Source organism: Clostridium magnum DSM 2767 (assembly GCF_001623875.1).
Lineage (GTDB): Bacteria > Bacillota > Clostridia > Clostridiales > Clostridiaceae > Clostridium_AM > Clostridium_AM magnum.
Genome location: NZ_LWAE01000004.1, coordinates 83,134 through 107,637 on the forward strand (window position 1 = coordinate 83,134; position 24,504 = coordinate 107,637).

The 24,504-nt window shown below is 32.4% G+C and carries 22 protein-coding genes and 1 riboswitch; of the genes, 2 read left to right on the forward strand and 20 right to left on the reverse strand.

Annotation, left to right across the window (positions count from 1 at the left end; all coding sequences use genetic code 11):
- Window positions 1–9: 9 nt before the first annotated feature.
- From CLMAG_RS17215 to CLMAG_RS17230, 4 genes are all read right to left on the reverse strand, one after another.
- Complete coding sequence (locus tag CLMAG_RS17215; protein ID WP_066625352.1) at window positions 10–741, reverse strand: ATP-binding cassette domain-containing protein; 732 nt, start codon at window positions 739–741, stop codon at window positions 10–12.
- Window positions 731–1,390, reverse strand: coding sequence for an ABC transporter permease (locus CLMAG_RS17220; RefSeq protein WP_066625354.1), 660 nt, complete (start codon window positions 1,388–1,390; stop codon window positions 731–733). Before CLMAG_RS17220 ends, CLMAG_RS17215 begins: the two co-directional genes overlap by 11 nt.
- A gap of 643 nt (window positions 1,391–2,033) precedes the next feature.
- Complete coding sequence (gene truA / locus CLMAG_RS17225; RefSeq protein ID WP_175562205.1) at window positions 2,034–2,771, reverse strand: tRNA pseudouridine(38-40) synthase TruA; 738 nt, start codon at window positions 2,769–2,771, stop codon at window positions 2,034–2,036.
- A 110-nt stretch (window positions 2,772–2,881) separates the two neighbouring features.
- Window positions 2,882–3,754 (reverse strand): DUF1002 domain-containing protein, encoded by an 873-nt coding sequence (locus CLMAG_RS17230; RefSeq protein WP_066625359.1) that lies wholly within the window; start codon window positions 3,752–3,754, stop codon window positions 2,882–2,884.
- Window positions 3,755–4,068: 314 nt separating this feature from the next.
- Between CLMAG_RS17230 and CLMAG_RS17235 the strand changes: the two genes are divergently transcribed.
- Complete coding sequence (locus tag CLMAG_RS17235) at window positions 4,069–5,379, forward strand: aminotransferase class V-fold PLP-dependent enzyme (RefSeq protein ID WP_066625362.1); 1,311 nt, start codon at window positions 4,069–4,071, stop codon at window positions 5,377–5,379.
- A gap of 300 nt (window positions 5,380–5,679) precedes the next feature.
- On the opposite strand, the gene CLMAG_RS17240 is transcribed toward CLMAG_RS17235, so the two are convergent.
- The 6 genes from CLMAG_RS17240 to fdhF (CLMAG_RS17265) all read right to left on the reverse strand — a co-directional run bounded on the left by CLMAG_RS17240 (window position 5,680) and on the right by fdhF (CLMAG_RS17265) (window position 12,784).
- Complete coding sequence (locus tag CLMAG_RS17240) at window positions 5,680–6,867, reverse strand: M24 family metallopeptidase (protein WP_066625364.1); 1,188 nt, start codon at window positions 6,865–6,867, stop codon at window positions 5,680–5,682.
- A gap of 89 nt (window positions 6,868–6,956) precedes the next feature.
- On the reverse strand, window positions 6,957–7,742 hold the full coding sequence (gene fdhD, locus CLMAG_RS17245) for a formate dehydrogenase accessory sulfurtransferase FdhD (RefSeq protein ID WP_066625366.1): 786 nt from the start codon (window positions 7,740–7,742) through the stop codon (window positions 6,957–6,959).
- A 173-nt stretch (window positions 7,743–7,915) separates the two neighbouring features.
- Window positions 7,916–8,035, reverse strand: a riboswitch (molybdenum cofactor riboswitch).
- Window positions 8,036–8,086: 51 nt separating this feature from the next.
- Window positions 8,087–8,653 (reverse strand): 4Fe-4S dicluster domain-containing protein, encoded by a 567-nt coding sequence (locus tag CLMAG_RS17250; protein WP_066625372.1) that lies wholly within the window; start codon window positions 8,651–8,653, stop codon window positions 8,087–8,089.
- A 5-nt stretch (window positions 8,654–8,658) separates the two neighbouring features.
- Window positions 8,659–10,032 carry a [FeFe] hydrogenase, group A gene (locus tag CLMAG_RS17255; protein ID WP_066625375.1) on the reverse strand — a complete coding sequence of 458 codons (1,374 nt, stop codon included), beginning with the start codon at window positions 10,030–10,032 and terminating at the stop codon, window positions 8,659–8,661.
- Window positions 10,033–10,067: 35 nt separating this feature from the next.
- A complete protein-coding gene (locus CLMAG_RS17260) occupies window positions 10,068–10,655 on the reverse strand; it encodes a 4Fe-4S dicluster domain-containing protein (RefSeq protein ID WP_066625378.1) in 588 nt (195 codons plus the stop codon).
- Window positions 10,656–10,681: 26 nt separating this feature from the next.
- Window positions 10,682–12,784 carry a formate dehydrogenase subunit alpha gene (fdhF, locus tag CLMAG_RS17265; RefSeq protein WP_082831983.1) on the reverse strand — a complete coding sequence of 701 codons (2,103 nt, stop codon included), beginning with the start codon at window positions 12,782–12,784 and terminating at the stop codon, window positions 10,682–10,684.
- Between the two features lie 853 nt (window positions 12,785–13,637).
- On the opposite strand from fdhF (CLMAG_RS17265), the gene CLMAG_RS17270 reads away from it, so the two are divergent.
- Entirely contained in the window at window positions 13,638–14,219 is a 582-nt protein-coding gene (locus tag CLMAG_RS17270; protein ID WP_066625381.1) for a P-loop NTPase family protein, read from the forward strand.
- A 123-nt stretch (window positions 14,220–14,342) separates the two neighbouring features.
- Here the strand turns inward: CLMAG_RS17270 and CLMAG_RS17275 are convergent, their stop codons facing one another.
- The 10 genes from CLMAG_RS17275 to fdhF (CLMAG_RS17320) form a co-directional block, all read right to left on the reverse strand.
- Window positions 14,343–14,783 carry an MOSC domain-containing protein gene (locus CLMAG_RS17275; protein WP_066626258.1) on the reverse strand — a complete coding sequence of 147 codons (441 nt, stop codon included), beginning with the start codon at window positions 14,781–14,783 and terminating at the stop codon, window positions 14,343–14,345.
- A gap of 87 nt (window positions 14,784–14,870) precedes the next feature.
- On the reverse strand, window positions 14,871–15,338 hold the full coding sequence (moaC, locus tag CLMAG_RS17280) for a cyclic pyranopterin monophosphate synthase MoaC (RefSeq protein WP_066625384.1): 468 nt from the start codon (window positions 15,336–15,338) through the stop codon (window positions 14,871–14,873).
- 2 nt (window positions 15,339–15,340) lie between these two features.
- Window positions 15,341–16,297, reverse strand: coding sequence for a GTP 3',8-cyclase MoaA (gene moaA / locus CLMAG_RS17285; RefSeq protein ID WP_066625387.1), 957 nt, complete (start codon window positions 16,295–16,297; stop codon window positions 15,341–15,343).
- Window positions 16,298–16,347: 50 nt separating this feature from the next.
- Complete coding sequence (gene mobA / locus CLMAG_RS17290) at window positions 16,348–16,953, reverse strand: molybdenum cofactor guanylyltransferase (protein WP_066625390.1); 606 nt, start codon at window positions 16,951–16,953, stop codon at window positions 16,348–16,350.
- A gap of 287 nt (window positions 16,954–17,240) precedes the next feature.
- Window positions 17,241–17,816 carry a 4Fe-4S dicluster domain-containing protein gene (locus CLMAG_RS17295; protein ID WP_066625393.1) on the reverse strand — a complete coding sequence of 192 codons (576 nt, stop codon included), beginning with the start codon at window positions 17,814–17,816 and terminating at the stop codon, window positions 17,241–17,243.
- A 5-nt stretch (window positions 17,817–17,821) separates the two neighbouring features.
- Window positions 17,822–19,198: a [FeFe] hydrogenase, group A gene (locus CLMAG_RS17300; protein WP_066625397.1), complete on the reverse strand. Its 1,377-nt coding sequence runs from the start codon at window positions 19,196–19,198 to the stop codon at window positions 17,822–17,824.
- Window positions 19,199–19,270: 72 nt separating this feature from the next.
- The gene (locus tag CLMAG_RS17305; protein WP_066625399.1) at window positions 19,271–19,858 is read right to left on the reverse strand and encodes a 4Fe-4S dicluster domain-containing protein; all 588 of its coding nucleotides are present in this window, start codon (window positions 19,856–19,858) and stop codon (window positions 19,271–19,273) included.
- 133 nt (window positions 19,859–19,991) lie between these two features.
- A complete protein-coding gene (gene mobB / locus CLMAG_RS17310) occupies window positions 19,992–20,531 on the reverse strand; it encodes a molybdopterin-guanine dinucleotide biosynthesis protein B (RefSeq protein ID WP_066625401.1) in 540 nt (179 codons plus the stop codon).
- Window positions 20,509–21,720: a molybdopterin molybdotransferase MoeA gene (locus CLMAG_RS17315; protein ID WP_066625406.1), complete on the reverse strand. Its 1,212-nt coding sequence runs from the start codon at window positions 21,718–21,720 to the stop codon at window positions 20,509–20,511. Before CLMAG_RS17315 ends, mobB begins: the two co-directional genes overlap by 23 nt.
- Before the next feature lie 214 nt (window positions 21,721–21,934).
- A complete protein-coding gene (fdhF, locus tag CLMAG_RS17320) occupies window positions 21,935–24,079 on the reverse strand; it encodes a formate dehydrogenase subunit alpha (protein ID WP_082831984.1) in 2,145 nt (714 codons plus the stop codon).
- Window positions 24,080–24,504 lie beyond the last annotated feature (425 nt).

A 24,504-nucleotide genomic window follows, 5' to 3' on the forward strand; every position in this document is an offset into this window, starting at 1 on the left:
CTTACATCATCACAATGATGCCTTTAACAATTGATTCGAATTTATGTTGCCTATATTTAGCAAGATTTTTACTTTTTCATTTGAAGGATTACTGAAAAACTTATCCTTACCTCCATATTCAATAATTTTGCCTTTATCCATGTATAGAACATAATCAGCTATTCTCTTAGCCTGGTATAAGTCATGAGTAATCATTATTACAGTCCTACCTTCTAAAGCCATTTGCTTTATTAATTTCTCAGCAACTAATGTGCTTTCTAAATCCATACTAGCAGTTGGTTCATCTAGTAAAGTTAGCTTTGTCTCTAGCATAGCTACTCTAAGAAGGGCTGTTTTTGCTTTTTCTCCACCAGATAAGGTTCTTGCATTTTTATCTATTAACTTTTCCAGATCAAAATCTTTAATATAAGAATTGTACTTTTCTAGACGCTCTTCCCACTTTTTTTCTTTAAATAGAAGTCCTTTTATTATATTTTTCTTTACAGATGTATTGAAAATATAAGACTTTTGAAGCAGCATTGAAACTTGCCCTTTTACATCATTAAAGCTCTTATCGTCATATTTTATACTTCCTGAACTGACTTTATTTATTCCTGATATACACTCAAGAAATGTACTTTTCCCACTTCCATTCAATCCCAAAATCAAGTATAATCCCGGTTTATTAAAATTAAATTTATCAATATTTAATACTACTCTATCTCCATATTGTTTTGTAACATTTGAAACCTCAATATTCATTAATTTCACTTCCCTTGAATTTATGCAGAATAGTATTTATAATTAGCGAAATAACAAGTAATATTCCCCCTATAATAATAGCCCCTTCGAAATTTCCTTTTCCTGTTTCTAGGGCTATGTAGGTGGTCATTACTCTTGTATGATCTTTAATATTTCCACCTACCATCATTACTGCTCCTACCTCTGAAATAGCTCTTCCGAAACCAGTGGCAATAATAGTAAGTAATTGTCCTTTCATTTCACTTATTATGGTTAACACCGTTTTAGTTTTTGAAGCACCTAGTACTTCACAGTTTTTTTTAATTTCTCTACCTTGTTTTTCTACAGAACTAATGGTCAGACCAGTTATTATAGGAAACACCAACAGTACCTGTGCTATAATCATAGCAGTTGGAGAAAATAAAAGTTCTAAACTTCCTAAAACACCCTTTCTTGAGATTAACAAATATACCAAAAGCCCCATAAGTACTGGTGGAGTACTCATAAGGGTTTCTAATAATCTTACTATAAGTCTTTTCATTTTAAAATCTCTTAGTCCTACTAGAACACCTATAGTTATTCCTGATACTGCTGCTATCACTGTAGATGACATAGATACTATTAGAGACATACTTATAACAGGAAGTATCTCTTTTATAAGCATTAGCATTTCAAAACTTTCTCCTGTTCTTAATTATTTTCGGATAGTCTCCGCAATCGTTTTCAACCATATTCTTCTTAGGCCTGTCAACTTTTTCTTAACATTTAAGACTCAGAGACCTACATATTTTATAATACTCTTAATATTAAAATTATAATACACTATTTTGTCTATTTTTGTCAATGTGCAAATCACTGCAAACTTAATTTTTGCGAAATAGTGAAATCTTAATTATATATAATTATTTTTTTGTAAACACATTAAATTATAATATAAATATTCATAAAATAACAATTGATAATGTCCTTAAATGCTTGTCCTTATATTGAATATAATTTTATCTAAATATTGTTTAAAAGAATTTTTCAACTTTACAATTATTGTATAAACCCCATTATATCTTTTTAAATATAATATAGTATAACTATAAGTTATGTTAAATTATGGTACAATATATTTATTATAGTACATTAAAATTATTTTTTCAATAGATGGACAGTAGTGAAAAGGATAAAAAAGGCAAATTAAGCTTACTCTATGTATATTATACAAGCTAATTCTACAGATTCTATAAAAAAGAGAGCATTTCTACTCTCTTTTTATTCTAAATATTAAGTTTGATATTAAATACTATGGAAAGATACTTAGGACTCTAATATTGAACATCCTTTAGTGTTAACCCTTTAGCCTGAGCTATTGGACCAGCTTCTGATCTTTTCTTTTCGCCTAATATTCTTTCTACATCTTTTGGTTTAAGCTCACCTTTACCTACTTCTAAAAGAGTTCCTGTAATTATTCTTACCATATTTAACAAAAATCCGTTTCCATTAACTTCTATTTCTATTATACCATTATCTTCTGTTATCTTTATATGATTTATAGTCCTAACTGTAGATTTAGTATTCGGTTTTAAACTAGTAAAACTTTGGAAATCATGAGTTCCAATTAAAACCTCTGTTGCATTTCTCATTTCATTTAAATCAAGCTTCTCATCAGTGTGATAAACATATTTTCTATTAAATACATTTCTAAATTTATTGTTATTTATTCTATATACATAAGTCTTTGATTTCACATTATATCTTGCGTGAAATCTTTCGCTTGTATCCTTCATAGATTTTACTACAATATCTTCAGGTAAAAATTGATATAAATAGTCCATCATAGTCTCTATTTTAAACTGACAATCAGTATGGAAGTTTGCTACATAATTTTCAGCATGCACACCTGCGTCAGTTCTTCCGCATCCTATTACCTGAATATCTTCTCCAGTCATCTTTGATAAAACACTTTCTATTTTATCTTGTATTGTTAAGGCATCACTTTTTTGTTTTTGCCATCCCTTATATTTACTTCCATCATACTGTATTGACATCTTTAAATTTCTCATATTAGACCGCCTTTATTTTATTTTCTTTTTCATAATTTAATTTTTCACGAATAGTAAAATTATATCCTTAATATTAAAATAAATCTATTATATTTTTTACAGAGTTTATTTTAACCAAAAATTTTAGCGAAAAAACTCTTAATTGCATTCAATATGCTATTAAAGAACCCTTGAGCTTCACTACTTGTTAAAGTTCCTTTTAATTGTTTTGTAACATCATTCAATTGATCTTTTATTTGCTGAAAATCTAAATTTAAACTATTTATCTTTTTCATTAACTCTGTTATGTTTTTAATATCTTCATCAGTTAACTTATTACTATAATTTTGTGTTACACCACTCACTATCTTTTCTATTTCTTCATCAGTTTTTGGTTTTTCTTTTACAACTTCTTTTTTAGCATCATTTATTAAATTAGCTGCTTGATCTTGTCCGATTTTTTCTCCTAATTTACCTGTCACTACCAATTCTTCATTAGCAGTTTTCTTTTTATTTTCATCAATTTTTTTTCCGCCACTGCTGTTTTCAAAACCTTTTAATATTCCTGTAAGCGCTGCTGTACCTGATACCTTAAAAGGCGCTGCCGCTTTAACATTTGCATTCTGTATACCTGCAGTAATTAAAGCATTTCTTATCATACTTTCACTAACCCAGTATATATTATTTGTTGATATATTTAAGCCACCTTTGTTAGTAGGTTCTACATAAGAACAGGATATAGATTTTGTACCTATTTCTTTTTCAGATGCTACACCTCCCAAGTATTTAACTTCTTCATCTCTATTAACTTCTAACAAGTTAACTTCATTCCTGTTAACATTAAAATATTTGAGCATTTCTTCCTTTTGTTGGTCAGTTAAATCTGCCCCTAAAGTAACTACTTTATAAGCATCAGCATGAACTTTGTTTATAGGTATAGCTGCTATTATAGAAATGGTAAGTAACATAACCAGCAATCTGCTTATAATAATTTTAAATTTCATATTCTCACTCTCCTCTATTTTTTCTTTATCCGATGACTACCCGCTCTAATACACCCATCTGATTTTAAGTTTACACTTCATATGTAATCAAAGATGAACTATTATGGTTGCTGAATTAATATACCATATTTTATTATATACATAAAAGCAAAAGGTATAAAGAAGGTTGTAAACAAATATTAAAAATTTATTTTTTCTAGACATAGCGTAAATAGAAACCTTAGGAAGGTTATTAGAATTAAATTGAAGTTTAAAATAAATAAATCACCCACTATATTACTAGTGCATATCATTATTATAAGAGGTGATTTACCATGTATCATGATAAGGGATATTATTATAGGGATATGGTTGCAGGTGTAAATGAAAGAATACCAGATGAGAATGACAATCCAATAGTTCCTATAAATTTTGATAATGCCGCTACTACTCCGGCATTCAAATCTGTTTTAGCTGATATAGTAGATTTTTCAAATTGCTACTCTTCGATTCATAGAGGAACAGGTTATAAATCTATTCTTTCATCTAAAGTTTATGAAAATTCTCGAAAAACCATATGCGATTTTGTTCATTGTGATTATCGTAAAAATACTGTTATTTATGTAAAAAATGCTACAGAAGCTATAAATAAGTTATCCTATGCTATTTCATGTATAAATAAAGATTGTATAATTTTATCTACAAGAATGGAACACCATTCTAATGATTTACCCTGGAGAACTAAATTTATAGTTGATTATATTGATGTAGATGAACTGGGAAAATTAAAAATTGATGACTTAAAAAACAAGTTAGAAAAATATAATGGAAAGGTGAAACTTGTATGTGTTACAGGAGCTTCTAATGTTACTGGATATAAAAATCCAATATATAGAATAGCAAAGATTTGCCACAGATATGGTGCTAAGATACTAGTAGATGGTGCTCAGCTTGTTCCCCATTTCCCTATTTATATGAAATCCTCAAATAAGGACAAAAATATTGATTTTCTTGTATTTTCAGCACATAAAATGTATGCACCTTTCGGTATTGGAGTTCTTATAGGTCCTAAAGAAACCTTTTTATGTACTGAACCAGACCATGTTGGAGGCGGTACTATAGATATCGTAACAGATGACTCTGTAACCTGGGCAGAACCACCAGATAGGAATGAAGCTGGTACCCCTAACATAATGGGAGTTATAGCACTAACTGCTGCAATTAGAACTCTTAGACACTTAGGTATGAAAAATATAGATGATCATGAAATGAATATCTATTATTATGCTCTTAGTAGGTTAAAGAAAATACCCCACATTAAAATTTATTGTGATACTGATTATAAATGTGACAAGGTTGCTATACTACCTTTTAATATAAAAGGTATCCATCATGAAGTAACAGCAAAACTATTATCTCAAATGTCGGGAATTGCAGTAAGAAGCGGTTGTTTTTGTGCTCAACCATACGTAAAAAGGTTACTGGGAATTTCGGAAGAAGAGATGAAATACTATCAACAAAATCGAGATGTTAAACGACCTGGAATGGTTAGACTTAGCTTTAGCTTATATAATACTTATTCAGAAGTAGATGTATTAGTTGAAACATTAAAAACAATTGTTAGAAATAGATCCTGCTTCCGTTAATAGAAGTGTTACCGGAAAACATTTGATTTAAAAGTCTTGCTTATGTTGGGTTTAGTTATGAATATTTATGTAAACATGTTTAACAATTTAAAGATATCTCTTGGCAAAGCACCCTAGAGAATTAATGAAATTAAATATTGTCTGCGCCTTAGCCAGTCTATTTAATTTCATTAATTCTCCTAGTGCCAGTCTTAGAGATATCTTTAAGTCACTAATATTACTAATAATTCCTTACACAAATCACTCACCTAAGCCAAGGTTGATGTTAGATTTCTATAGCTAACAGTAGTTTTCTATCACTTATTTTACATAAGTTATGACATCGGAATTCGTGCTCATTCTTTGTGGACCATTTTCTGTCATAACAAAGCTATTTTCTATACCAATTGCCCCTTCTGGAAATACAAACTTAGGCTCCATTGCGAAAGTCATCCCGGATACAATAGGCATTTTAAATCCTTTTGTCAATACTGGCCACTCATCCAACTCTAATCCAATTCCATGTCCTAAAAACTTTACTTGATTTTCCTTATATCCCATGAAGTTATCCTTATATCCCATCTTTTCTGCTAGCTTAAGAGCCATAAAATAAGGCTCCTCAGCGGATATTCCCGGCTTCATAGCCTTTACTATTTCTGACTGAATAAGTACCGCATCCTCAAATGCTTTTACCATTTTAGGAGTAAGCTCACCCATACAAAATATTCGAGTCTGATCACCTGAATAGCCTTCAACAATGCAGGTATAATCTATATAAATTACTTCATCTCTTTTTATCTTTTTCCAACCTGCCCCTTGAGGATGTGATAGTGAAACTCCAGCCCCTCCAACAGGACCATCAAAAAAACTTGGATAAAAACCGCTTTCCCCAGTACATACATTTCCATAAAAAAATTCTTGATTAAAAGCTCTCATTCTGCAGCTGCCGGAATAACCTCCCTTACGCATTTCAGCCTCAAATAGTGATGCCAGTTCAACTTCACTCATACCTTCCTTTAAAAATGAAGGTACTGATAAAAAGGCCTCATCAATTACATGGATTGCATTATGTAAAAGTTCTATCTCATAAGGTGACTTTACAGCTCGAATCTCTTTTATTAGATTAGAAATATCATAAAATTCAGTTTGTAAAAAAATCTTCTTATATGTTTTATAAGTATTAAATGGGACTACATCTAATTCCATTCCTATTTTATTTGTGACTGTATATCCAAACTCATGTAGTATTTCAGGTATTTGTTTAATATTTTTAATAGATACAATATTTTTCAGAGGTGATTCCTCCAAAGCTCGTTGTAGCCCTCTCTTAACCATCAGTACTGGTTCTCCAATAGTAGGTATATAGAGAAATGAATTCTGAACCGTACCGGTAAAATAAAATATATCACTATTCAGCAAAATAATTGATCCATCCATATCTGCTTCCGTTAATTTTTTCTTAAAACAATCAATTCTTGTGTAAATTTCTGATTTTGGAGTATATTTCATATTTCCTCTCCCTCACGCTTAATATTTTATGTAACACAAAAGTACAAATCATGAGCATAATTATCGATTTAAATTCTGACTTTAAAAACTTAATACTTTATTCTATGTCCATTTGCATATATAATCATTTTTTTCCCTCTAACAAAACCAACTAAAGTAATATTCAGCTTTTTAGCCAATTCTACCGACAGGCTAGTAGGCGATGATTTTGCTATTACAATAGGTATCTGCATTTTAGCAGCCTTTAAAACTATTTCCAAAGACAATCTTCCACTAATTATAATAATTTTATCTTTTAAGAAGGTATTTTTCATAATAGATTGTCCTATAATCTTGTCCAAAGCATTATGACGGGCTACATCTTCACAAATAGCTATTATGTTTTCTGTATCGCATAAAGCCACAGAATGCACTCCTCTAGTTTTTCTGTACACCTCCGAATAATTAAGATTCTTCTCCATAAACTCATAAACTTTCTCAAAAGGTAATACTATATTACTTTCTACAGGCTCACATTCTAATGAGTCAAGAAAACTTGAATAAATATCGCTACAGTCCTCGATATTTTCTAAGCAAACCATTTTCGAGTAAAACTTTCTTGCTGAAATATCTCTATTCACAGTTTCTACTTCTGCAACTCCCTCTACTTCATCTAGTTTGAAGTACTTTATATCTTCTACCTTTTCTATAAGCTGCTGTGTTCTTAAAAAACCTAAAGCCAACTCCTTAAGATTTTCTGGACTACATAAAAGAGTTGCTATCTTCCTTTTATTTAGAAAAATAGTTAGAGGATACTCACAAACTAATAATTCATTGAAGTGACTTTTTATATCTTCTTCTATCCTAATAACCTCATATCCTAAAATTCTGTCCATAATATGCTATTTAGTGAAAAAGAATATAACAAATGATCAACTTCACTAAATACTATCTCCTTTCTACTTTTGTTTTCACGTAATTTAATATACCTTACCTTTTAAATATGAGTCCATTCTGGGAACACAAAAAGGATAGGTATACGCCAAAAGCACATACCTATCCTTACGATAAACATTTGCAATGGCCTTCTTCTCAAGCACGGAAAGCACATCATTTTCATGACATACTCATTGGTTTTGTATCCATAGGCTTATCCCTTAGAATTAAAAACTTGAAGTCCTGTAATATATTCGATTGTGTTCTCTCAAAGATTAATTACAAGGTATATCTTGCAACTTTTTTATTTTCTCATAATATCTAAGGCACTGGATAGACGCTTATTTTTAATACTATCACTTATAACTTTTTGCTTAACTACTACGAAGGCTTCACCTGGACAAACTTCTACACAGGCTGGACCTCCAGGTCTTCCCGCACATAAATCACATTTATGTGCCACCATAACCTCTTTATTCTCCTCGCCTTCCTCAGTAACTACACTCAGATTTGCCTGTATTTGTTCCTCACTGATTGGGTATTGAGGAACCATATCCATAGCACCTAACGGACAAGCAACCATACAGGTTTTACATCCAATACATAACTCTGTTTTTACAACAATTTTATCATCTTTATGAACAATTGCTGACACTGGACAAACATTTGCACAAGGAGCATCATCACATTGTCGACATTGTATCGGCATAGTTACCTTTTCTTCCCTTACCAAACTGATACGAGGAGAAAAGGGAGTTTCCATGTATCCAGCAGTAGCTACGCTAGTATCTAGATGTGCAACTGCACAGGCAATTTCACAGGCCTTACAACCAATACATTTATTAGGATTTGCAACAACAAAGGTATTCAATACAATTACCTCCTTGATGTATACTTGGTATGAAGTAGATGATGAATATTATCTTCTACCAAGAAATCTTTATAAATTTTTTGAATTTCAGGGTTATTATGTGACTTTCTATGTTCCATATTTTCATCATGTACATAGGTATTGCATGTACGGTTGGTGTACGCGTTAGCTTGCTCACCAGGCATCAACACCTTTGGCTGTCCACCACCACTAACACAGCCAACTGGGCATGTCATTACCTCCATGAAATGGAAATCAGCTTTTCCTGCTCTAATCGCCTCTAAAACCGGTACAACATTTTTCAAACCAGAAACTATTGCCACTTTTAGTGTTAAATCTCCAACCTTAACCTCTGCCTTTCTCACACCCTCGCCACCTCTGACGAACTGAAGATCAACACTGGGAATTTGTTCTTTAGTAATCAGTTCATATGCGGTACGTAAAGCTGCTTCCATAACACCACCAGTAGCACCAAAAATAGTACCTGCTCCAGAATAAGTTCCTAATGGCTTATCAAATTCTTCTTCAGGCAAGCTATTAAAGTCAATATCTGCATCCTTAATTAATTGTGCAAGCTCTCTCGTAGTAATTACAACATCTACATCACGATAACCACTGCCATTCATTTCAGGACGTTCACATTCGAATTTTTTGCAGACACATGGCATAACTGAAACACTATAAACCTTGGAAGCCTCCACATTATCAACCTTCGCACCATATGTTTTAAATAGTGCACCGGCCATTTGCATTGGAGACTTACAAGAAGACAAATGAGGAATAAGCTCTGGATAATCCTGCTCAACAAATTTTACCCAAGCAGGACAACAGGAAGTGAACATCGGTAATACTCCACCTTCTGTAACTCTTTTAATAAGTTCATTACCTTCTTCCATAATAGTTAGGTCAGCAGCAAAATTTGTATCATAAACTCTGTTAAACCCTAACTTTTTTAATGCAGCTGCCATTTTACCCGGTGTCAAACTTCCAAAAGGCATGCCGAATTCTTCACCAATAGCCACACGAACTGCTGGTGCACATTGTACCATGGTAAATAGGCTAAGATTCCCCAAAGCCTCTTTTACTTCTAAGGCATGTCCTGTATAGTAAGATGCAAATAATGGCTCCTTAACAGAAGAAAGCATTTTACGCTCTTTCATCTTTTGCTCACGAGGAGCAATATCTTCATCAAATGCAGATGCATAAGCACTGCAAATTTGTACACACTGACCACACAAAACACAACGGTCAACATTAATTATTTGTGGTTGGCCTTTCTCACCTTCTATGGCATCTACAGGACAAATACCCGCACATCGCCTACATCCTGTACACAACTCTTTATCAATTTTTATAATACCTTCAGTTTTTACTGTCAACTCAAGTGCCTCCTATCTTATTTTAACTTAAAGACTTAGTCAAAAAAATTTTTCACTGAATCAATGAAATTGATTGCTGCTTCTGCGTTCCTTTTTCTTTTCACTTGCTTTGGTACAATAAGTTCCAATGCTTTCTCTGGACATACTCTAATACAAGCCGGACCGTTAGGCTGTGTCACACATAAATCACATTTATGTGCCAGCATTACTTCCTTTTCTACTAGCCCATCATCAGTCTCAGACATAAGCACATTCTGAGTAACTACTTGGCCATCTCTATACTTAGGAACAAGATCCATTGCGCCAAATGGGCAAGCCATCATACAGGTTTTGCAACCCACACAAGCTTCATCATTAACCAAAATTTTATTATCAACCTGATTAATAGCATATACTGGACATGCATTGGCACAAGGAGCATCCTCACAATGACGACATTGAATAGGCATAGTTACTTCCGCTGTTTTAACAAGAAAAAGACGGGGCATAATCGGTGTCTCTACTGTTCCTACTGTCCTTCCATCATTATCAGCATGAACAACAGCACAGGCAAGTTCACATGCTTTACAACCTATACATTTGTTAGGGTCAGCTACTACAAAAGAGTTAAGTTTTGTATTCAATTTAATGTCCTCCTTCTAACTTATTTTTAAACTGCTTCATGTTTACTTTTCTTACGGAAAATCTTACGTTTTTGACATCCGAAATCTGAGAAGTCTAATTTTTTTACTTTTACCGAACAAACTTTAAACTCAGGTGTTTGAGTAACAGGATCAGCTGCACTATTAGTCAATATATTACCTGGACTCTCAGTGAAATGAAAAGTAATAAATGTTAATCCTTGTGGTACCCTAGTTGTTACTTGTGCTTTTGTAATTAATGAACCACGTCGTGTTGTTACACTAATTTCATCACCATCTTCAATATTAAGTTTTTCTGCATCTTGAGGGTTAATTTCCAAGGATTCTTCTGGATGAGCACCATTTAATCCCCAACTACGTCTCGTCATAGTCCCTGTATGATAGTGAGCAACTACACGTCCGGTAGTCAACATCAATGGATATTCTTCATCAGGAAGTTCTGCAGGTTCTCTATATTCAACTGCAGCAAACTTACCCAAACCACGAGAAAACTTACCAATATGCAAAATAGGTGTTCCAGGATGATCCTCATTCGGACATGGCCATGGAATTCCACCATTCTCTAATCGTTTATAGGTAATACCAGCATAGCTTGGTGTCAAGGATCTCATTTCATCAAATATTTCTTTAGGAGAACTATAGTCCGCTGGATAGCCCATTGCCTTCATAATATTAGATAATATTTGCCAATCTGGAAGACTATTACCTCTTGGTTCTATAGCCTTACGAATACGCTGTACTGTACGATCAGTGCTGCTAAAAGTTCCATCTTTTTCAGCAAAAGACACACCAGGAAGAACAACATCAGCAATTTCAGCTGTTTCAGTCAAGAAAATATCTTGAACAATCAAACAATCCAAATGCTTTAAGCAATGTTCTACGTGATTTATATCAGGGTCACTGCGCATTGGATTTTCACCAAATACATACAATATTTTAACCTTATCTTTTGCAATAGCATTCAAGGTAGATGGAATAGTAAGTCCAACTTTATCACTTAACTTCGCATTCCATGCTTTTTCAAACTTCATTTTCACAGCAGGATCAGTTACTGGTTGATAACCAGTGTATACATTAGGTAAAGCCCCCATATCGCATGATCCTTGTACATTATTTTGACCACGTAGAGGGTTAACTCCACCTTTAGGCTTACCCATATTACCAGTAAGCATTGCAAGATTTGCTACAGATAGTACATTATCAACACCTGTAGTATGCTGGGTAATGCCCATTGTATAGTAAGAAGCAGTATTATCAGCCTTAGCAATAATTCTTGCCGCCTCTATTATCTTTTCCGCAGGAACCTTAGTTATGCTAGCTGCATACTCTGGTGTAAACTTCATTGCAACTTCTTTGAATGCCTCAAAGTTTTCTGTTCTTTCAGCAATAAATGCTTCGTCAGCTAATCCTTCAGTTAATATGACATGTGACAACCCATTCAAAAGAACTACATCCGTACCTGGTTTATGTCGCAGCCAAACATCAGCATGTCGTGCCACATCAGTTTTACGTGGATCAGCCACCACCAATTTAGTACCACGAGCTTTAGCCTTTAACATTTTAACACCAATTTTCGGATGACATTCTGTGGTGTTTGTCCCAATTGCAAAAATAGCGTCTTTAGGTCCCATATCATCAAGTTCATATATTGAGTTTGTCATTGCCCCACTTCCAAATGCTGTGCCTAGACCAGACACGGTAGGAGCATGTCAGAGACGAGCGCAATGATCAACGTTATTAGTACCAATCACTGCGCGCATTAATTTTTGCATAAGATAATTTTCTTCATTTGTGCATCGTGCAGAACTAAAAGCCGCCACGCTGTCAGCACCATATTCTTTTACAGTATTCTTAATTTTAGAGACAATAAAATTAATTGTTTCTTCCCATGTAGCCTCAACGAGATTACCTTCTTTTCTGATCAAAGGACTAGTCAAGCGGTCTTTATGATGTACAAAATCAAAACCAAAATGTCCCTTTGAACAAAGTTTTCCCTTATTTACTGCATTTACTTTATTAGGTGTTACACTAACAATTTCTCCATCTTCTACATTCAAGAAAAAGGTACATCCTGTACCACAATAAGGACAAGTAGTTAGTACACTATTCATAGTATTATACTCCTTTCTTTACCTTTGGGCATTGTTGCCCTTTTCACTTGTGCTTTCACACAATTTTGTACAGGTTCAGAGGTTGAAAAATAATTCATAGTTAATCCTCCTGCCTCAATAATTTAATATTATATTTTATTTAATTCCATTTTCATAGAATCAAATTGTTTATAAACAAGTACTTTAAATTTTAATATGCTTGTGCACATTTTAAATTAAGTTACTTGTTGATAACCTGTTAGATATCTATGGTTGACTTCTCTAAGATATTTAAAAAATAATCTTTAAACTCTTAAAATTATTTATCTAGTATCACTATTAATATTATCTTTTCTAAAAATATATTTACTTTAATCATGCAAAAAACCAGCACTTAGCTTTTAAATAAGCAAAGTACTGGTTTATTTAAAAGCTAAGATACTTCTTTCTTTCCAATCAAACCATAAAACTCTTAATCTTTAGTCAAATTTTTCACAAAAGTGAAGCTTAAAGCCTTCAAAAACAAGGCTTCTTCAGCATTTTAACATGGTAAATTTCTCTTTAAATTATACAAATATGTATACTAAAACATATGACTATTACATTTAGTAATAATTACTTATATCTACAATATACCACAAAATAACCAAAATGGAAATGACTTTATTATAAATTAGTTTTTTTACATATACAAATATTTTAATTAGGATACTTATTTAAAGATATTAAGTTATTTAGACCTATTTATGCATAACATATCAAAAAATTGCTATATTGTTTCTTATTTTGTGTTATGTGGTATAATTATATTAGATTGTCCTGTACGTTATAGTAAATTAAGTACATAATTTAAAAGGATGTGAGTCAAAAGTAAATGGAATTGTTAAATATAGAACAAATGATTTTAATTGGATCAACAGGCCGTAATAGTGGCAAGACCACACTGGCTGTAGAACTAATCAAGGAGTGGAAAGACAAGTTCCCTGTTATTGCATTAAAAATAACTACAATTAAAGATAAACACGGGAAATGCCCAAGAGGTGGACATGGCTGTGGGGTTTGCACTAATATAAAAGATAATTTTGAGTTATCAGAAGAACTTGATAAGACTAAAAATAAAGATACTTCATTATTACTTGCATCAGGAGCAGAACGAGTATATTGGCTTAAGTGTTTGAACACCCACATTTATGATGGAATAAAGTACTTTATGAATCAAATCCCTAAAAACACATTAATAATTTGCGAGTCTAATAGTCTTCGAAATGTTGTTATTCCTGGAAGTTTTATTATGCTTAAAAGCATAGAAAGCGATGCAATTAAACAATCTGCCAGTGAAGTGATGAATAAGGCTGATGCTATTATAGAAAATAATTTTAAAAATAGCATTAAGAGTATATCTGAAAAAATAGAGATTAAAAAAACCGAATCAAATTTTTTAATAAAAATAATTTAAAATATACAACAGTATATTTTAAATATCAGGAACAAAATATAATTAATAGAATAACAGTAAAGCTACAAGAATTAAATACCTTGTAGCTTTTTTAGTAGTCCAGAAACTTTAGACCCAGGACAGTTAGTTGTCACCTAAAACCTCTATAATATCTCCAGGTTTTATTACTCCTCCTTGGATAACTCTTGTAAAAATACCTTCTCTAGGCATCACACAATCTCCAACTAGTCTTCTTATTTCACATCCTCCATGACACTCTTTTCCTATTTGAGTCACTTCCTGAATAGTTATACCTATCTTAAGTCTTGTCCCTACTGGAAGTTCATAAAGCACTATTCCCTCTGTTGTAATGTTTTCCGCAAACTTACCAACAGAAAGGCCCTCAACTCCTGATTTTTTCATCTTATCTATACTTTCTTGAGCTAAAAGACTTACCTGTCTATGCCACTTTCCTGCATGTGCATCCCCTTCAAGTCCATGTTCTTCTATAAATAATCCTTGTTCTATAGGCTTTTTTACAACACCTTTTTTTTCACTAATATTTATAGCTACAACTTTACCAATCTTATTCATTTTATTTCATCTCCCTATCTTTATTTTTCAGTGACGATGTGTCCAAATTAGCAGTTTTGAATTTTAAAGCGAGAAAACCTACTCTCTAATATACTCTCCACTTTTTCCACCAGTTTTTTTCATAAGCCTTATATTGTCTATTACCATAGACTTGTCTGCAGCTTTACACATATCATATATTGTAAGTGCTGCCATAGATACTGCACTTAATGCTTCCATTTCAATGCCTGTTTTCCCAATGGTAGATACTGTTGCTTCTATTTCTATTTCATCTTCTAATACATTAAAACTTATATCAGCACCGGATATAAATATATTATGACACATAGGAATTAAATCAGAAGTTTTCTTAGCTCCCATAATTCCCCCAACTTGAGCTACAGATAAAACATCTCCTTTCTTTATAAGGCCATCCTTTATTAAGGAGACAGTTTCTTTTTTCATCTTTATGGATCCTCTTGCTACTGCAACTCTTTTAGTATCATCTTTTTCACCAACATTTACCATATGTGCTCTTCCACTTTCATTAAAATGTGTAAACTCCATTGTTATCCTCCTATAGCTATCATATTTCTCTTTATATATTCTCCATCCTCTAGATTATGCTCTTTAGGCTTGTTCTTAATTAAGTTAAGAATTATTTTCTTTACATCTTCTCCATTTCTTAGTGCGGATCTCAAATCTATTTCATCATTTGAATGAAGACAAGGTTTAACCTTTCCGTCTGCTGTTAATCTAACTCTATTACAGTTTGTACAGAACTTGCAAGAAATAGGATTTATAAGTCCTACTCTTCCTTTTCCATTAGGTAATTTATAGTAGTTAGCTGGCGATGACACATCTTCCTTTGTAATCTCCTTTAGTTCTTTAACTTTTTCCAAAACAGTTTTGTTTGATATAAATTTATCTAGTGACCAATCCTTTGCTTGTCCGATAGGCATAAGTTCAATGAATCTAACATCTATTTCTTCATTCTTTGTTAGGTTAACAAAGTCTTCTATTTCAGTATCATTAAATCCCCCAACTAAAACTGTGTTCAATTTTATAGGAGTAAGCCCTACTCTTTTAGCCTCTTCAATCCCTTCAAGAACATCTTTATGAGATCCCACCTTAGTTATATCATAGTACTTTTTTGCATCTAAAGTATCTAAACTTACATTTACTCTATTAAGCCCTGCACTCTTTAAGTCTTTGGCATATTTTTTAAGTAATATTCCATTTGTAGTCATAGCAAAATCCTTAATGCCCTCTAGTTTACCTATATTTTCAATTAGATTTAGGATGCCTTTTCTGATTAGTGGCTCTCCTCCTGTTATCCTTATTTTATTTACTCCTAGTGACACAAAAGTTTTTGCTAATTCATATATTTCCTCTAGCCTTAATATTTCATTATATTGTATTTTTGTTATTCCCTCTTCAGGCATACAATACCTACATCTTAGATTACATAAATCTGTAACAGATATTCTTAAATAGTTTATGTTTCTTCCATATGAATCTATCATATTACTCCTCCATAAATGCATTGTAAAATTTTTAATCCATACTGCATTTTCTAACCATCTAACGAATTAATATAGCTAGTTAAATCTTCTTTAGTATTTATATTTATAAACATGTCCCAGTTTGGACTATACTTTCTTGCATCTTGCTCTTCTATATAGAGAGTATTCACTTTATTAGTTAAATAAACTATAGCCCTACAATCTTTTAAAAAGAGCTTTTCTATTTCACTTACTAAATCTCTAGAATAAAAGGCATTAAGGTGTTCTGCTCCTGATTTATTGCCTACTTTAGTTATACACGCATCTACATCTAAATCCTTTATTGTATTCTTCATGTATCTTATATAGTCTATGTTTATGTTAGGCATATCACAAGCTACAAAATATACATACTTGCTGCTACTTTCCTTAAGCCCGATATGAATGCCGCTCATCGGTCCTTTTCCCTTTATTTCATCGGAAACTATCTTATATGAACTGCCTACATACTGCTCTGGTTTATTTGTAACTATAATTATATCATCAAATTCCTTCTTTAATTTGCTAATCATAGTCTCTAACAACATTTTTTCATTTATCTTTATAAATTGTTTATCAAATCCCATTCGTGAACTTTTTCCACCTGCTAGTATTACTGCTGTCTTAAACTTTTCCATAGCCCTCTCTTTCCAGAATGATTTTACAAAATTTTCTCACAATTATTTATCTATAATATTTATTCTACACAATTTCATAAATTCCTTTAATTATATAATTTAAAATTCAAAATATCTATATTAATTAATATATTACATTCATACTATTTTGTCTATGTTAACCGTTTCCAACACCTTATAAGTACCTCTTTATATTTGAAAGATATAAGAACTTGTGTAACAACATATGATAAAACTCCAGCAAACTAGCTGGAGTCTTTATATACTACTTAACTCTGATTAAACTTTTATTTAACTTTCATGCTAGATAATTCTGATGCTCTCTTTTTTCTTTTTTCTCTAACAGATATGTCAAGATCATCAGATTGAACTATATTAAGTGCTTTAGTTGGGCAAATTTCTACGCAAGCTGGGCCCTTTTCTCTACTTATACACAAATCACACTTATTACCTACCATTCTATCTTTAAAACATAATTTGCCGTCCTCAACGACCTTTAAACCTTGTTGTACTACCTTTTCTCCCTCATTAAATTCTGGGACTAATTCAATAGCACCTAAAGGACATGCCATAAGACAAGTCTTGCAACCTACACAAGTGCTTCTATCTATATAAACAACTCCGTTCTTGTTAGTAATAGATTTATTTGGACACACATTAGCACACGGTGCGTCTTCACATTGTCTACATTGAATTGGTGCACTAACCTGAGCTGTTTTTACAACGCTTAAACGTGGATAAAATTCAATTTCAGAACTTTCTGACGTAAATATATTCTTATCAGAGTGAGCTACTACACAGGCTATTTCACAAGTTCTACAACCTATACATTTATTAGGATCCGCAACAATAAAAGTATTCATTTTTTTTATTCCTTTCTTGATATATATTTTGTGTGTAATAAATGGTGAGATTGATGGCCTAGTGGTTCTTCTAAAAATTCATTATACAATTTTATAATATCAGGATTTTCATGAGATTTTCTCAAGTTTAGTTTAGAGTCATGGTCATAAGTAGCAGCCTTTCTAGCCTCATAAGCTATTGGTCTACATTCTTCTAAAAGAAGTTTTGGCTGCCCACCACCACTAACACAACCTTCTGGGCAAGTCATTACTTCTATAAAGTGAAAATCAGATTTTCCTTTTTTCACATCCTCTAGTAGCGGAACTACGTTCTTTAAACCTGAAACTGCAGCAACTTTTAATTCCAAATTACCAACCTTAACAACAGCTGTTCTTACCCCCTCATTTCCTCTAATAAACTCTAAATCTATATTTGGAATAGGTTCTTTAGTAATTAGCTCATAACCTGTTCTTAGTGCTGCCTCCATAACTCCGCCTGTAACACCAAAAATAGTAGCAGCACCAGTATAATTTCCTAAAGCTGGATCAAATTCTTCATCCGGTAGATTTTTAAAATCAATTCCTATGTCTTTTATTAATTGTGCTAATTCTCTTGTAGTTAAAACTATATCTACATCCTTATATCCGCTGTCAGTCATTTCTGGTCTATCGCATTCAAACTTTTTACATGTGCAAGGCATAATAGATACACTAAAAATCTTAGCTGGATCTATATCATCAATTTTAGCCCCATAGGTTTTAATCATTGCCCCTCCCATTTGTTGTGGTGATTTACAACTTGATAGATGATTTAAAAGTTCTGGGTACTCTTGTTCAGCAAACTTTACCCATGCAGGACAACAGGAAGTAAACATCGGTAAAGTTCCACCTTCAGTTACTCTTTTTATTAACTCACTGCCTTCTTCCATAATAGTTAAATCAGCAGCAAAATTTGTGTCATAAACTCTATCAAAATTCAAACGTCGAAGAGCTGCTGCCATTTTTCCTGGAGTGAGCGTTCCTAATGGTAGTCCAAATTCTTCTGCTAGTGCAACTCTTACCGCAGGAGCAGACTGCACAACTTTATAAAGATTAGGGTTTGATAATGCTTTTTTAACTAATTTAGCATGTCCTATATTATATGCTGCAAAAATTGGCTCTTTAACACTCTCTAACATTCCTCTTTCATCTTTTTTTACATCTATAGCAGTTATATCTTCTTCAAAATTAGAAGCGTAAACACTACACTTTTGTACACATTGTCCACAAATAACACAACGATCTGAGTTAATAGTTTGAGGTTTTCCTTCTTCACCTTCTATAGCATTAACAGGACAAACTTCCGCACAACGTCTACAACCTGTGCACAACTCTTTATCAATATTAATTATATTTATTGACATAATCATCTTCCCTCTCTTCTCAAAATGTGAAGTAATATTTTATAGATTACTAAATCTTACATTTTAGGCTACTTATTTATAATATTTTGATGTTTGCAATAAACTTAGTGCAGCAGCCTTATTTCGAGCTTTCTTTTCTTCTGCTACAGTTACCAGGCTCAAAGCTTTTTGCGGACAAGCATTTACACAGGCTGGTTTGTCACTTTCTTTACATAAATCACATTTATATGCAATGCTTTTTGCTATTTCTTCTAAACCATTTTCTCCTTCTTGTTTTAAATTAAGCTGAAGCATTTCTTTTCCATTATCATATTGAGGCAATAAGTCTATGGCTCCAACCGGACAAGCCATTAAACAGGTTTTACAACCTATGCAAGATTTTTCATCAACCACTATAGTATTATTTTCTTGCTTAATTGCTCTTACAGGGCATACATTAGCACAAGGCGCATCCTCACAGTGTCTACATTGAACAGGAACAGCAAAACCTTCACCTTTGATAACATTTAATCTTGGTATAATCGGAATTGTAACAGTACCAACTGTAGCAGCAACATTATTATTTTCATTATGAACTGTAAAGCACGCTACTTCACAAACTTTACAACCTATGCATTTACTGGAGTCAGCAATAACAAAGAAGTTTGAATTTTTTTCCATTTTATCCCCCACCTTTCTAAACTTTTATATGAAAATTTTATTCTCTGCTCATTTCAGTATATATTCATTTTTCTGCCTCTAACAAATCTAACTAAAGTAACAAATAATCATTAAAATTTTCTCAATATATATCTTACTCTTCCTTAATTACGCTATCTTCTATAAAATCTGCTATAGAAACTGTATGATTCAAATTTAAAACAGGAATATTTACATCTAACTTCTCGTCACTTGCTATAGCTACAATATTTGAAATATCATAACTGGGATTTTTATAAAGCAAATTATTGTCTACCTCTTTTCTATGAACTTCTATCTTAGGATAAATATTATTTTTAAATCCCTCAATTAATACTAAATCTAAATCACCAAAAAGAGTAACAATCTCTTCTATAGTTTTTTCCTCTTTTAATGATTGAATCATAGCTAATTTTCTAGAGGATGCAATAATTACATTATCAGCTCCAGCTTGACTAAACCTATAGCTGTCCTTTCCTTCTCTATCTATTTCAAACTTTTTTACGTCATACTTTAATATTCCTACAGTATAATTTCTATTTTTTAAAATTTTAATTAATGACTCAACTAAAGTAGTCTTTCCCATACCTGATTTAGTTGCAATTATGGAAACTATAACTGGTTTTCGTTTTTTATTTAAATATAAATTTTCCATTTAAAACCTCTCCTGTTTTAACATTTCCGCTTTCCTCAGGTATGATAATAATTCCATTAGCTTCACTCATAGTCATTAGATGATTAGAACACTGAGACCCTACTTTATATGCATAATATTTTCCATTATACTCTTTAATTTCCACATACACATATTTTTTTCTTCCTCTTTTAGCTTTAAAATCATCTGCTAAAATAACAGAAAACTCTCCTTTATTCTCAATCTGCTTACCCATCATCTTTTCGATTGCAGGCTTAACAAACTCTTCAAAGGTTGTTATTAATGATAATGGATTACCTGGTAGGGAGAAAAATAACTTTTCTTTATAAGTAGCAAAGGTTACTGGTTTTCCAGGCTTAATTGCTACCGAGTTAAATTTCACATCTGCTCCTATTTCTTTTAAAACAACGTCTACAAAATCATAGTCTCCAACAGATGCTCCTCCTGAACTAACTACTATATCTGCATTTTCTAAGGCATACTTCACTTTTTCTGTTAAAGTATCCTTATCATCAGCAACTACTCCTAAGGACAAGGCTTTTGCACCTAAATTTTTAATTAGAGCCTTTAATGAATATTCATTACTATTTCTGATTTTACCTTTTTCCAGCTTGCTATCTACATCAACTAACTCATCTCCAGTAATAATTAAAGCAATAGTAGGACTTTTATATACCTTTACTGAGCTATATCCAAGTGAAGCTAACAGACCTATTTCTACTGGTCTGACGTTACTTCCGCTATTCAGTGCCAATTCATCAACTTTAATTTCTTCTCCAAGCTTAATAACATTATTATCTTTGGTTACCTCTTGAGATACTTTTAATATATTACCTTCGACTTCTACCTTTTCAATCTCTATAACAGCATCTGCCCCTTTAGGTAAAGGTGCACCAGTCATAATTTTAAAAGCCTGACCAGCTTTTAGCTCCTCTTCACAATAGTCTCCTGCTTTTATTAATCCTTTGATTTCAAATTCTACAACCTTTTCTGTATTATAGTTTCTAGTGTCTTCACTTTTGATAGCATATCCGTCCATTGCAGACTTATCAAAAGGAGGCAGATTATCTTTAGAATATATATCCTCTGCTAAAACCTTATTAAGACAGGATACTATATCCCTTTTTTCTAAAGCCAGCTCTTTTGTATTTTCATCAATTATACTTAGCGCCTTATCTACGTCAATCATTTTTGCTTCCTTCCCTATCCTATGAATTCTATTTTTACATTATTGTATAAGCAAAACTTGAACCTGCTGAGTTTCCTATACCTATAGCTGATTCAAGTTTTGTCTAACTTTTTATATAAATAACTATATACAAATCTTTAATAAAGATTCATGAATAGATAACAATACAGAAAGGATGTTAATATATGAAACCAATAAAATTAATATTTAAAGCTTATTTATTCATCTTTACATTCATCTTTCTTTTTATTTTATCATATTCATCTCTTACATATTGTTCTGCCCATTCCTGATCTTGGATTTTTTCAACCTTTACAGCACAATATTTATATTCAGGGGTTTTTGAAATAGGATCAAAGCTGTCAATAGTAAGTTCATTACATGCACCTACCCACCACTGATAAGTCATATAAGTAGCACCCTTTTTAACTCTATCTGTAATTAAAGCTCTTGCTATTACACTTCCTCTACGTGAACTTATTCTTACCAGTTCCTCATCTTCTATTCCAAGTTCTTCACCATCTTCTATACTCATTTGTATATATCCTGGTTCATCTGCCAACTGTTGAAGAGCACGACAATTTCCTGTCATTGTTCTTACAGAATAATGTCCAACTTCTCTTACAGTTGATAAGCTAAGTGGATATTCTTCATCTTCTAATTCCTTAGGAGCTCTCCACTCTGCAGCAAATAAAATACCTTTTTTACTTGGTGTACTGAAAACATTTCCTTCATATAAGTAAGGTGTTCCTTTATGTCCTTCTGTAGGACAAGGCCATTGAATGCTTCCATACTTCTCAAGCATTTCATAACTTGCCCCAGCAAAATTCGGAGAAAGACTTCTCATCTCATCCCAAATTTCTTCTGTGTTCTTGTAGCTCATTGGGTAACCCATAGCAGTAGCTATCTCACATATAATCTGCCAATCAGGCTTTACATCTCCCTTTGGTTCTACTGCTTTTCTAAATCTTTGGAATCCACGGTCAGCACATGAATAAACACCTTCATGTTCTCCCCATGCAGTAGCAGGTAGAACTACATCCGCATGAAGAGCAGTTTTATTCATAAAAATATCCTGAACTACTACAAATTCTAATTTATCTAAAGTTTCTCTTACTTCACCAGCATATGGATCACTTTGAACCGGGTCCTCTCCAAAGATGTAATAAGCTTTAATTTTATTTTCATGTAATACCGCATGAGGAACTTCTGTTAACTTATATCCTGGTTTGTCAGGAAGCTTTTTAACTCCCCATGCCTTTTCAAATTTTGCTCTTATTTCAGTTTTAGTAACATCTTGATACCCTGGGAATACGTTTGGAAGTGCACCCATATCACAAGCACCTTGTACATTATTTTGACCACGTACAGGACCAATACCTACACTAGGTCTCCCAAAATTGCCTGTTAACAATGCCAAAGAAGCTAATCCTTTTACTACATCAACAGCTTGTGCAAATTGACATACACCCATTCCGTAAAGAATAAATGCATTTTTTGCTGCAGCATATTCTCTCATAGCTTTTCTAATATTAGCTGCGCTAACTCCAGTTATTTTTTCTGCATACTCAGGAGTATACTTTTCTACAGAGTTCTTATATTCTTCAAAGCCTTCCGTGTATTTTTCAACATATTCTTTATTATAAAGACCTTCATTTATCAAAACGTTTCCAAAGGCATTGACTAATGCCATATTTGTACCGCCTTTTAATTGTAACCACAAATCAGAAATTCTTACTGTTTCTGTTATTCTTGGGTCAGTTGTAATAATTTTAGCACCTTTTTCTTTTGCTCTCACTATTCTCCTTGCAACAATCGGATGCGAATCCGCACCATTGTATCCAAATACGAATAATAAATCTGCATTCTCTATTTCTGGAATAGAATTAGACATCGCACCATTTCCTAATGAGTAAGCCAGACCGGCTACTGAAGGAGCATGTCAAACTCTGGCACAATGATCTACATTATTAGTTCCAATTACTGCCCTCATAAATTTTTGCATTATATAATTAGCTTCATTTCCTGGTCCTCTAGCAGAACCTGTTCCCATAATAGCATCTGGACCGTATTTCTCTTTTATAGCTGTTAGTTTTTCAGCAACAAATCCAATAGCTTCATTCCAAGAAACTTCTTCTAGTTGTCCATTTTTTCTGATCATAGGTTTTTTTAATCTAGCTGTTAGAAGTTGTGGATCATTTAAATAGTCCCATCCATAGTGTCCTTTAAGGCATAAGTTGCCTTCGTTAGTTCTTCCATCAGCTGCTTCAGCTCTTACTATTTGTCCATCTTCAACAACTAGATATAATTGACATCCAGCGCCGCAATAAGGACAGACAGTTAACACCTTTTCTTCCATTATTAACCTTCACCCCTTCTTTTTTTATAAAGCATTATTTGTTTTACATAGAATTTTATTCTACATAAAGTTGCTAACAAATCTAAGTACCGAGTAACTTACATTAAATCCTATAATTACGTAATAAATATAATAGCTTTAAATCTGTGCTATATAGATATCTTATCTTTTTTGCTAATACCTATACATAATTATTTTAAACCTACGGAATAATATAGTCAAATTGTAATTTTTTTTTATAATTTCAATATTATTTAAAATTTATTATAATTTATAGAGTTTTTTAGAAATTTTCTAACATCATAGAATTTGTTAATTGAAATTACTAAAAAAATATTATTAATTGCCTCTCATTTTATACTATTCGCCATTTATTTACAGATTCCTCCCAAACTAATGTAAAAATCACCCTTTTTATATTTAAA